This is a genomic window from Mesorhizobium sp. B1-1-5, from assembly GCF_006443065.1.
Classification (GTDB): domain Bacteria; phylum Pseudomonadota; class Alphaproteobacteria; order Rhizobiales; family Rhizobiaceae; genus Mesorhizobium.
Map to the genome: position 1 here is coordinate 1 of NZ_VFWS01000158.1, position 9,956 is coordinate 9,956.

At 63.4% G+C, this 9,956-nt stretch carries 12 protein-coding genes; 7 read left to right on the forward strand and 5 right to left on the reverse strand.

Annotated features, from left to right (window positions below; genetic code table 11):
• The 3 genes from FJ980_RS27600 to FJ980_RS27610 all read left to right on the forward strand — a co-directional run.
• A partial coding sequence (locus tag FJ980_RS27600; RefSeq protein ID WP_181181318.1) for an XdhC family protein occupies positions 1-230 on the forward strand: 230 nt, incomplete at its 5' end.
• Entirely contained in the window at positions 227-1,843 is a 1,617-nt protein-coding gene (locus tag FJ980_RS27605) for a molybdopterin-binding/glycosyltransferase family 2 protein (RefSeq protein ID WP_140546828.1), read from the forward strand. The genes FJ980_RS27600 and FJ980_RS27605, both read left to right, overlap by 4 nt.
• A 33-nt stretch (positions 1,844-1,876) precedes the next feature.
• Positions 1,877-2,764 (forward strand): alpha/beta fold hydrolase, encoded by an 888-nt coding sequence (locus tag FJ980_RS27610; RefSeq protein WP_140546829.1) that lies wholly within the window; start codon positions 1,877-1,879, stop codon positions 2,762-2,764.
• Between the two features lie 16 nt (positions 2,765-2,780).
• Here FJ980_RS27610 and FJ980_RS27615 read toward each other — a convergent pair whose 3' ends face one another.
• Entirely contained in the window at positions 2,781-3,830 is a 1,050-nt protein-coding gene (locus tag FJ980_RS27615; protein ID WP_140546830.1) for a DUF1176 domain-containing protein, read from the reverse strand.
• Positions 3,831-3,969: 139 nt separating this feature from the next.
• On the opposite strand from FJ980_RS27615, the gene FJ980_RS27620 reads away from it, so the two are divergent.
• On the forward strand, positions 3,970-4,476 hold the full coding sequence (locus FJ980_RS27620; RefSeq protein ID WP_140546831.1) for a DUF1993 family protein: 507 nt from the start codon (positions 3,970-3,972) through the stop codon (positions 4,474-4,476).
• 53 nt (positions 4,477-4,529) lie between these two features.
• Here FJ980_RS27620 and FJ980_RS27625 read toward each other — a convergent pair whose 3' ends face one another.
• A complete protein-coding gene (locus FJ980_RS27625; RefSeq protein ID WP_140546832.1) occupies positions 4,530-4,694 on the reverse strand; it encodes a DUF1127 domain-containing protein in 165 nt (54 codons plus the stop codon).
• Positions 4,695-4,744: 50 nt separating this feature from the next.
• A complete protein-coding gene (locus FJ980_RS27630; RefSeq protein WP_140546833.1) occupies positions 4,745-4,984 on the reverse strand; it encodes a hypothetical protein in 240 nt (79 codons plus the stop codon).
• 118 nt (positions 4,985-5,102) lie between these two features.
• Here FJ980_RS27630 and FJ980_RS27635 point away from each other — a divergent pair, with 118 nt between their 5' ends.
• The 3 genes from FJ980_RS27635 (at position 5,103) to FJ980_RS27645 (ending at position 8,312) form a co-directional block, all read left to right on the forward strand.
• A complete protein-coding gene (locus FJ980_RS27635; protein WP_140546834.1) occupies positions 5,103-5,561 on the forward strand; it encodes a hypothetical protein in 459 nt (152 codons plus the stop codon).
• Positions 5,562-5,940: 379 nt separating this feature from the next.
• On the forward strand, positions 5,941-7,008 hold the full coding sequence (locus FJ980_RS27640; protein WP_140546835.1) for an aldo/keto reductase: 1,068 nt from the start codon (positions 5,941-5,943) through the stop codon (positions 7,006-7,008).
• 35 nt (positions 7,009-7,043) lie between these two features.
• Entirely contained in the window at positions 7,044-8,312 is a 1,269-nt protein-coding gene (locus FJ980_RS27645; protein ID WP_140546836.1) for a cysteine desulfurase-like protein, read from the forward strand.
• A gap of 58 nt (positions 8,313-8,370) precedes the next feature.
• On the opposite strand, the gene FJ980_RS27650 is transcribed toward FJ980_RS27645, so the two are convergent.
• Positions 8,371-9,399, reverse strand: a complete 1,029-nt coding sequence (locus FJ980_RS27650; protein WP_140546837.1) for a histone deacetylase family protein — start codon at positions 9,397-9,399, stop codon at positions 8,371-8,373.
• A gap of 2 nt (positions 9,400-9,401) precedes the next feature.
• Positions 9,402-9,905, reverse strand: coding sequence for a GNAT family N-acetyltransferase (locus FJ980_RS27655; protein ID WP_140546838.1), 504 nt, complete (start codon positions 9,903-9,905; stop codon positions 9,402-9,404).
• Positions 9,906-9,956: the final 51 nt, after the last annotated feature.

Below are 9,956 nucleotides of genomic sequence, written 5' to 3' on the forward strand. Positions count from 1 at the left end.
ACGCCAGGTGCTTCTATGTCGGGGCACTCGGCAGCAGGAAAACCCATTCCAAGCGTGTCGAGCGCCTGTTGGCGCTGGGCGCCAGTTCCGAGCAGATCGGTCGCATCCAGGCGCCGATCGGTCTCGATATCGGCGCGGCCAGCCCCGCCGAGATCGCCGTCGCCGTGCTGGCGCAGGTCATTCACGCGTTTCGCTCGCGCGGCCTTGAAGCCAGGGAAGCCGCAGCGTGAAATTCGGCCCGGTTCCTATCGAACAGGCCGAAGGCGCCGTGCTTGCGCACGCGACGACGGTCGGCGAGCGACGTTTCCGCAAAGCGCATCGGCTGAGTGCAGAGGATGTCGGGGTGCTGAAAGCGGCGGGCATCAGCGAAGTCGTCGCGGCCGTGCTTTCTCCCGGCGATCTGGGCGAAGACGCCGCCGCCGAACGGATCGCGACCGGTATGCGCCACCGCAATGTCGCGGCCAAGCCTGCCGCGACGGGGCGGGTCAACCTCCATGCCGAAGCCGCTGGCGTCTTCACCGTCAACAGCGCGATGATCGACGCCATCAATGCCGTCGATCCAGCCATCACCATCGCGACGCTGGCGCAGCACACGCCGGTCGAGAAGGGCCAGATGGTGGCGACGGTCAAGATCATCCCCTTTGCCGTCGCCGCAAGCCTGGTGGACAGCGTGGTGAGAATTTGCGCCGGCCGCGAGATATTTGCCGTCAATGCCTATCGGCCCGTTACTGTCGGGGTCATCCAGACGGTGCTTCCCGGCGTCAAGCCGAGCGTGCTCGACAAGACGCTGCGCGTCACCGAGGCGCGGCTGGCGCGTTTCGGCGGCCGACTGACGGCCGAGCGGCGCACGCCGCACGACGTGGCGCCGGTCGCCGCGGCCGCAACCGCGCTGGCGCGCGACAACGACATGGTGGTGATCTTCGGCGCCTCGGCGATGAGCGACTTCGCCGATGTCGTGCCGGCCGCGATCGAACAGGCCGGGGGTACCGTCGTCCGCGCGGGCATGCCGGTCGATCCCGGCAATCTGCTGGTGCTCGGAACGCTCGACGGCAAGCGTGTCGTCGGCGCGCCCGGTTGCGCGCGCAGTCCGAAGGAGAATGGCTTCGACTGGGTACTCGATCGCCTGGTTGCCGGGCTTGAGGTGACGGCGGGCGATATTGCCGGAATGGGCGTCGGCGGGCTTTTGATGGAAATCCCGACCAGACCGCAGCCGCGCGAGCCGGCGCCGCAGCCGGCAAGATCGGCGCTGAAAGTCGATATCGTGCTGCTGGCCGCCGGCCGCTCGAGCCGCATGGGCGGGCCGAACAAGCTTCTGGCGCTGTTTGACGGCGAGCCGCTGGTGCGCCGTACCGCCTCCCGCGCGCTGGCCTCGAAGGCCGCCGCCACCGTCGTCGTCACCGGCCACCAGCGCCAGCGCGTGCGTTCCGCGCTTTCCGGTCTCGGTGTGAGGGTCGCCGACAATCCGGACTTCGCCGATGGCCTCGCTTCGTCGTTGAAGGCGGGCATCGCCAAGGTCGCGCCCGACGCGGCCGGCGCCATGATCGTGCTTGGCGACATGCCCGGCGTTTCGTCGAAAGACCTCGACAGCCTGATCGACGCGTTCCGCAGCTCCGACGGTCGCTCCGTGGTGCGCGCTTCGCACCAAGGCAAGCAAGGCAATCCGGTGCTTTTGCCGCGATCGCTTTTCGCGGCCGTCGCGCAGCTCGAGGGCGATACCGGGGCGCGGCATTTGGTCGAAGCCGAGGGCCTCGACGTCATCGATGTCGAGATCGGGCAGGGTGCCTCGATCGATGTCGACACACGCGAGGCGCTGGAAGGGGCGGGCGGCGTTCTGCAGGATTGACAAAGCGGAGCCGAATTTCGCATGCCTCTCGGCATGGCTTTGCGTTTCCGACTTTTCTTCGCCCTGATCGCCGCGACAGCGCTTTCCCTCTCGACGGCCGAGGGGCAAACGCTTTCGCTAAAATCGTTCAAGGACGATCTCTTTGCCTATCCGGCGACACTGTCGACCGGCGACAACGGCGCTTACACCGTCCTCGACTATCGCGAGATGCGCGACATCAACCAACGCGACGAGGTGCCGGAAAAGCGCGTGCATGCGCAATACACCGATCCCGGTGTGCGCAAGGTGCAGCAGGACCTGATGCTGAAGACCGATGCCGGCGATATCAGGCATGTCGCGGTCGGCCGGACGGAAAGCGCGTCCATCATCGTGCTCTACCTGCACGGGCAAGGCGGCAGCCGCAAGCAAGGCGTCGACGACTTCACCTTCGGCGGCAATTTCAACCGCATCAAGAACCTGATGGCCGCCAACAACGGTCTCTATCTTTCGCCGGATTTTCCCGATTTCGGGGACAAGGGCGCGGCGCAGGTCGCAGCGCTCATCGACCACTATGCCGAGACATCGCCGGGCGCGAAGATCTTCGTCGCCTGCGGCTCGATGGGCGGGTTGATCTGCTGGAAGCTCGCCGCGCGCAAGGACACGGGCGGCCGCATCAACGGCCTGCTACTGCTCGGTTCGCTATGGGACGACAGTTTTCTCACCAGCCCCGCCTTCAAGCGCCGCGTGCCGGTGTTCTTCGGCCAGGGCAGCCATGACACGGTCTTCCCGGTGGACAAGCAGGAAGCCTTCTTCCGCTCGATCCTCGCCAGGAAGGCTTATCCGACCCGCTTCGTGCGCTTCGAAACCGGCACGCACGGCACGCCGATTCGCATGGTCGACTGGCGCGGCACGCTGAACTGGATGCTGACGAGGGCTCCCTGATTTCCTCTGCCGAGGCTCAAGGCGCCGTGTTGTAGTCGATGACCGTCTGCGGATTTTGCTCGCCGTCGTAGGATGCATCGACGTCATACTGGACAAGCGAGAAATCGCCGTTGCGGAAGAGGTAGGTTCCCGATGACGAGGCATCCCCCACACCACGCCATTTGTTGGATGTGGTGATGGTCTTCGTGTTGTCGTCATAGTCCGAGTTGGTCGCCCAGCCGCTGGTCTTGAAACCAATGATGTGGATCGATTCGACCTTGCCTTCGCTGTTGTTGTTCTCGTAGCGGATGTCGAGATCCGGCTCGGTGAACTGCAACTGTGAGACGCCGTTGACATCGTCGGTGATGTAGTAGACCGCCGTTTCGTTATAGGCGGCCATCGAGCAGAAGAAGCGGAACAGCCGCGTCTCGCGTTCCGGGTCGCTGGGCTGGGCGTCCTTGTCCTTATAATGGATGGAATGAGCCTCTGGCTCGCCGATCGGCTTGCCGTCCGGATCCTGCTTGTCGCACTGACCGGCATACGTGGCGAGGAAGGCCTTCTTGGCCTGTTCCAGCGCCTCGTCCTTCTTCGGCGGCGGCGGACCGTCGCCGCAGCTTGCCGGCACGGCGCTGTCGAAATCCTCGGTCGACGGCTTCAACGCGCCCTTGTCGATGAAGATCGGCTGAAAGGGCGGCTCCTGGATCTGCGCATTGACCTGGCGGACCGTGTAGCAGCCGGCGAAAACCTTGGCGTCGCCTTTCTTGTCGGTCGCCTGGATGGCAACCGGGACGCTGTAGTAGATGCTGCCGGCAGCACCGTCCTCCGAGATAGCGCCAGTCTTGACTTCGACGTTGTCGGTGCCGTCATAACCCTTGACGAAGGCGTTGAAATCCTTTGCCGGCTTCGTATCGCCGAAATAGCCCCAGGCACGGGCGAATTCGTGACGGTTGATGGCGCTGTAAAGCGAGCGGACGACCGCATCGGCGCTTGATCGGTCATCAACATAGGGCGCATCCGCCGCGAGCGCGGAATGCGTGAAGCCGGCCAATGAGAAAAAGACAGTCGCTGCGAAAGTAGCTCTTTTCATCGAATCCTCCGCGGTAACGAAAATACTACCACGGCGATTGCGGCGGCGCGGTGACGCCGTGGACAGGGCCGCTTGAAGAATCGTGGCTGGAGGCGCTAGTTCACGGCCCGCGGCGCTGGGCCGCGTGGGGAGATTGCCCGTGACCATTTCCATGTACGATATATCTGTGGGCGTTTTTTCCGCCAGGCTGGAGGCGCTGGCCAGCGTCTTGACGGCGGCGGAGCAGAATGCCGGCGAACGCAAGATCGATCCGCAGGTGTTCCTCACCGCGCGGTTGGCGCCCGACATGTTCGCGCTGGCCAGGCAGGTCCAGATCGCTACCGACCATGCCAAGGGCGCGCCGTCGCGGCTCGCCGGGCGCGAGGTGCCGAAATATGAGGACAATGAAGCGAGCTTTGCCGAGTTGCAGGCCCGGATCGCCAAGACGCTCGATCATCTGGCGACATTTGCGGCGGCCGATCTGGAAGGGTCTGAGGACAGGACGGTCGAAGTGCGGCTCGGCGGCCGCGAAACCGCGCTGCCCGGCCTGCAATATCTGCTGCATCTGGCGATGCCGAATTTCTATTTCCACGTCACCACGGCCTACGACATCCTGCGCCACAATGGCGTGCCGCTCAGCAAGCAGACTTTCCTCGGAAATCGTTGATTTTGAATGGCTTGGAGGTTTCCCGGGATTCCGGGAAACCTCTTTGGCTCAGCTCAGCGGATCGACATTTCGCGAGCGATGCGCGGAAAATCCGCCGGCTTGACGCCGATATCGGCGCGGTCCGCATTGCTCATCGCGTTCAGAAGCGCAAGCGCCGAGCGGTAACGCTGGTGTTCCTGCGGCCTCGGCCGAGCGAACATTTCAGTGAAGAACCCCATGACTCAGTTGCCCCAGTTGGTCCTCCCGACTCCAGCATATAGGCGATTTGTTAAAATTGTGCAGTGCAGCATTTGCATGGCTGCCATGCCGCGACAATTTTTCCCGCCACAATCGATTTTCCGTGAAACTTTTCGGCAGGCTCGACCGTAGGCACCCGTGCCGGCACATGGCTGGCTTTTTCCTCGCCACTCCTGGCGACCTTGCCGGACTGCACGAATGAGCAGTCCGGCTTTTTATTTTCCGATGCCGTCTTGTCCGATGCCGTCTTGCCGGGCGGAAAAGCCGCCAATTGTTAACATCACCAGAATTCATTCTTAACGAGAGCGCCCTATCTTGGCGGCATCACTGCATGCCGTCACGACAGGGAGGTTGAGATCGGCACCGGGAACAAGCTCGATTTCGCTTCGTTGCTCGACGACCTGATCGTCGCCTCCGAGAAAGGCGAGGACGAGGGCGCCCGGCCGTCTATCCCGTTCGATTATCTGTCCGTGGCCGATGAATTGCATTCCGGCCGCATCAAGGTCGCCGGCGAGAGCGTCGCCGCCGAATATCGCGAGCAAGGCGCCGACCTTGCTGCCGAGTTCGCTGCACTTCTCGACCAGGCGAAACTGGCGCTTGCCGGCGAAGAGCACTGGCCGGAGGAGAAGCTGCCGCCGATCGATCCCGAAGCGATCGCCAGCGAGCTCGGCCTCGACCGTCCCGCCAAGAACGCCGATTTCGGTCGCATCCGCCGCAACTTCGCCTTCGCCAACCATCCGGACCGGGTCGCGCCGCATCTGCGCCAGCGCGCCATGATCCGCATGCAGGTTGCCAACATGCTGATCGACGAGGCGAAGCGGCGGGCTTTGGCCGGGGCCAGGCGGTAGTTCCCTCCATCAGAGACTTCAACTGTTCGCTTCGGCGACCCATCGCAAGCCATCGAAATTGGCTGGAGCCTCTCCGATATTCGTCATCCTTGGGCGTAGCGACGCGAAGCGGAGCGCAGACCCAAGGATCCATTCCGTGACCTTCAACGTAGAGTGCAACGGTGCAGAATTCTGTAATCGCTGCAACGCCTTAAGGTAACGGAATGGATCCTTGGGTCTGCGCGCGTCGCTTCGCTCCTTGCTCCGCCCTAGAATGACGAACTGACTGACGCTTCGGCCAATCTCGAAACTGGGCGACTTTGCAAAACGCAAGCGTTTTGCTCTATGTTCAACTTCCTCCCCGCGCAGCCCGCGCAAAAACTCCCGTCGGAGACATTTTATGCATAAACGCCGCCTTGGTCGGACCGATCTCCTTGTTTCGCAAATCTGTCTCGGTTCGATGACGTGGGGCCAGCAGAACAGCGAGGCCGAGGGCCACGCGCAGATGGATCTGGCGTTCTCGCGCGGGGTGAATTTCATCGACACGGCCGAGCTTTACCCGATCCCGCCCAAGGCGGAGACGCAAGGGCGAACCGAGAGGATCATCGGCAGCTGGATGAAGGCCAATCGCAACCGCGACAAGGTCATCCTTGCCTCGAAGGTGGTCGGCCGCACGGCCAATACGTGGTTCCGCGGCGATCGTCCGTCGAAGCTGGTGCGCGCCGACATTGTCGACGCGGTCGAGAAATCGCTGGCCAAGCTCGGCACCGATTATATCGACCTCTACCAGATCCACTGGCCGGACCGGGACATTCCGTGGGGTTCGAACCCGACGCGGATCGGAGCGGTGGCGCGCCGGGCCGATGCCGCAGCCGGGCCCGCAGACGAAACACCGATTGCCGAGACGCTTGCCGTCTTCGAGGGCCTGGTGAAAGCCGGCAAGATCCGCCATCTCGGCCTCTCGAACGAAAGCTCCTGGGGCGTCATGCGTTTTGTATTCGAAGCCGAGAAGGGCGCCGGTCCGCGCGTCGCCTCGCTGCAGAATGCCTATAACCTCGTCAACCGCACCTTCGAGGTGAACCTTGCCGAAGTCTGCGAGCGCGAGGAGATCGCGTTTCTTCCCTATTCGCCGCTGGCGCAGGGTTATCTCACCGGAAAATACGATCATGGGGCGCGACCGCAGGGCTCGCGCTCGCAGCTCTTCAACCGCGGTCAGCGCTACGAGACGCCGAACGCGGCGGAGGTGCTGCTTCAATACAATGAACTGGCGCGTTCCTTCGGCATGGAGCCGGCGCTTTTCGCCAACGCCTATGTGGCGAGCCGGCCCTTTGTGACGGCGAACATCGTCGGTGCCACCAGCGTTGCGCAGCTCGAGACGGCGCTGTCCTCGGTCGACGTCACCTGGACGGACGAGATGCAGAAGGCGGTCGACGCCATCCACCAGCGTGTCGGCAATCCGTGTCCTTGAGCGGGAATCGTTTAGAAAACAAAGAGGTGGAGACGATGGCAGACTTTCCGATCGAGGACGTGCGCGGCAGATTTCCGGCGCTTTCTCTGACTGACGAAGGCCATCGCCGCATCTATCTAGACAATCCCGCCGGCACGCAGGTGCCGCGAGCGGTGGCCGACGCAGTGTCCCGCTGCCTGCTGACGACCAATGCCAATCTGGGCGGTTTTTTTGAGACTACGGTCGCCGCCCAAAAAGTGGTCGACGCTGCGCATGCCGCGATGGCTGATTTCCTGAACGCCGCAAGCGTCGAGGAGATCGTCATCGGCGCCAATATGACGACGCTGACCTACCACATGTCGCGCACCCTCGGCCGCACGATGCAGCCAGGCGACGAGATCATCGTCACGCGCATGGACCACGAGGGCAATGTCTCGCCCTGGCTGCAGCTTGCCGAGGATCTCGGCCTGGTCGTGCGCTTCCTGCCGTTCGACGAGCGGAGCTGGCAGGTGGAGGAGGCGGCGCTCAAGGGACTGCTTTCGGAAAAGACGCGGCTTGTCGCGCTGAACTATGCCTCCAATCTCACCGGCTCGATCAACCGGGTGAAGGCGCTGACGGCGGCAGCTAAACAGGCCGGCGCGCTGGTTTATGTCGATGCCGTGCAATTCGCGCCGCACGGGCTGATCGACGTGCAGGCGCTCGGCTGCGATTTCCTGATCTGCTCGGCCTATAAATTCTTCGGGCCGCATATGGGCATCTTATGGGGCCGCCGCGACGTCATCGACGCGCTCCAGCCTTACAAATGCCGCTGCTCGTCGAACGTCCTGCCCGAGCGGTTCGAACTCGGCACGCCGCAGATCGAGCTGATGGCCGGGTTGACGGCGGCAATCGACTATTTCGCCGATCTCGGCGCTGCCGCCGGCGAGAGCGGGTCGCGACGGCAGCGGATCGCCAAGGCGTTCGAGGTCTCGATCGCTTACGAGAATACGCTGGCCCGGCAATTGATCGAAGGCCTGTCCGACATCGAAGGCCTGGTGATCCACGGCATCACCGATCCGGAACGCCTCGCGGAACGGGTGCCGACCGTTTCCTTCACCGTCGAAGGCATCGCGCCGGAAACGATCGTGCGGCAGATGAATGCCGAAAACATCTTCATCTGGTCAGGCCACAATTATGCGTGGGAGGTCGTCCACCAACTCGGCATACCCGCCGAGCAGGGCGTCGTGCGCATCGGCATTGCGCATTACAACACGGCGGACGAGATCGACGAGACGCTGCAGAGCGTGCATCGCGTGATCGCGATGCTGCGGCAGCAGCGTTCGTAGTTTTTAGCTTTACGCAATTCCGGACGGAAAACCGCTACACACTTTCCTGGAATTGCTTCTAACCCTGCTTGCCGCCGAAGCCGGTGAGGAAAGCGGTGAGGTTGTCGCCGAGCGCATCGCAGAGATAGCCGCCTTCCTGGACAATGACCGTCGGCAGGCCGAGCCCGGCTATCGCTTCGCCGATGCGCGAGAAGCCAGGCGTCGTCACCGACAGGCCGCCGAATGGGTCGCCCTCGAAAGCGTCGAGGCCGAGCGCCACGACCAGCGCTTCCGGCGCGAAGGCGCGGATGCGCTGGAAGGCCGTCGCCAGCGCTCCGAGAAAGGCCGCGTCGCCGGACTTGCGCGGCAGCGGCAGGTTGAGATTGTAGCCGAGGCCGGGACCTTCGCCGCGCTCGTCTGCATATCCCCAGAAGAACGGGTAGAAGCGCACCGGATCGGCATGCAGCGAGACGGTCAGCACGTCGGGGCGGGCGTAGAAGATCCCTTGCGTGCCGTTGCCGTGGTGCAAGTCGACATCGAGGATGGCGACGCGGGCGGCGTTCTTGCGCAGCACTTGCGCCGCGACCGCCGAATTGTTGATGAAGCAGAAGCCGCCGGCGACATCGGCGAAGGCATGATGTCCTGGCGGGCGACAGAGCGCATAGGCTGAAGGCGCGCCGGCGATAACCGCTTCGGCAGCTTCCACCGCGCTCCAGGCGCTCCACAGCGCGCTGTTCCAGGTCTTGGCCGAAATCGGGCAGGCGGTGTCGGCCATGTGGTAGCCGGCCTGGCCGACAGCAGAGGCTGGATAAGAGCCGTTGCGGGCGATCGGGTGGATGTTCGGGATGACTTCCGCCGAGGCGCCTTCGATGCGCTGCCAGCGCCCAAAAATGTGCTCGAGGAAATCGAGATATTCAGGCGTATGCACCGCGGCGATCGGGCCAAGCCCATGATTGCCTGGACGTTCGATCGTCAAGCCGGCCGATCTTGCGCCGGCTAACAATCGTTCAATCCGCTCCGGCTTTTCCGGGTTGGGCTGAGGCGCGCCGCTGGAGAGGAAAGCTTTCGGGTCATGGCGCTTCTGCTCCTCGGCATAGAAGGCTTTCATCGTCATTCCTCCAGCGTATCGGCAAAGGCGAAAAAGGCATCGCCGACGATTTTCTGCACCTGCTCGTAGCTCGACCGGCCGATGCCCAGTCTTTCGTAGAAGGCCTTGGCCGTCTCATTGTCGGTATCGACGGACAGCCTCAGATAGCCACCGCCCTCCGCGCGGCACTCCTTCGCCACGCGTCTGAGCAGTTTTTCGCCGATGCGGCGGCCGCGGAAGCGATCCTCGACATAAAGGTCCTGCACATAGACGCCGGGACGGCCCATCCAGGTCGAGAAGATCGGAAAATGCAGGCAAAGCCCGGCGAACTCGCCGTCGATCTCGGCGATTAGGGTCGAGAAGGCGGGGTTGGCGCCGAAGCCGTAGCGGCGCAGATCCTCGGGTGTCGAAGTGATTTCCTGATGCGCGCCGATATGTGTGCCGAGGCGCAGCAGGGCGGCATGGATGGTTTCGACATCGTCGATGGTGCCAGGGCGGAGGGTGGCGGCTTGCGAGCTTTTGCTCATTGGGAGCGTGGCGCCCAGGCACCCCCCTCTGGCCTGCCGGCCATCTCCCCC